1 protein-coding gene is annotated in these 623 nt (G+C 56.7%); it reads left to right on the top strand.

The window, feature by feature from the left end:
* Positions 1-230 (top strand): IS5/IS1182 family transposase (locus WH91_RS04295; RefSeq protein WP_046169027.1); only part of this gene is annotated, 230 nt, incomplete at its 5' end.
* Positions 231-623 lie beyond the last annotated feature (393 nt).

The following is a 623-nucleotide window of genomic DNA, read 5'->3' on the forward strand; positions in this document are numbered from 1 at the left end:
TGTTGAGCGGCATTGTTCCGGTGATCCCACCCAAAGCCAACCGCAAGAACCCGCCCCCATGCGACTTCAAGGCATACAAGGACCGCAACCGCATCGAACGCATGTTCAACAGGCTCAAGCAGTTCCGCCGCATCGCAACACGCTTCGACAAGACCGCGAAATCCTTCGCGGCCTTCCTCGCCTTAGCCGCTGTGAGGATATGGATACCGTACTTTGTCAACAGGACCTAGATCGACGAACTCGATTTGATCGGCACTGCCAGACGTCTGGGCGATGAACTTGCTGAAGGCTTCCGCTACCGCAGCGCGTTCGAGGCCTACGAGAGACCGTATTAACGGCCCAGGCTCTGGTGAGAGCGGCGGTGCAAAATTAGTCCACGGTAGCGGCGGGATAGTCCCGCTTCGGGCGGCTTAAAAGTCGGCCACCTATATTCCTTCTGCAACGGATGCAGGAGGGTCGAGGGATCTATACCGTGGATTTATATCTGAAGGTTAGTTGAACCGCGCCGGGAATTCCGGAGGCTGTTTGGTATAAGTTATGCGGCCATGGCCGTTTGTTCCAGTGCCGCGTAGAAGTTTGCCTCAGCTTCCGCTGGCGGGATATTGCCGATAGGTTCGAGGAGG

Source organism: Devosia psychrophila, assembly GCF_000971275.1.
Lineage (GTDB): Bacteria > Pseudomonadota > Alphaproteobacteria > Rhizobiales > Devosiaceae > Devosia > Devosia psychrophila.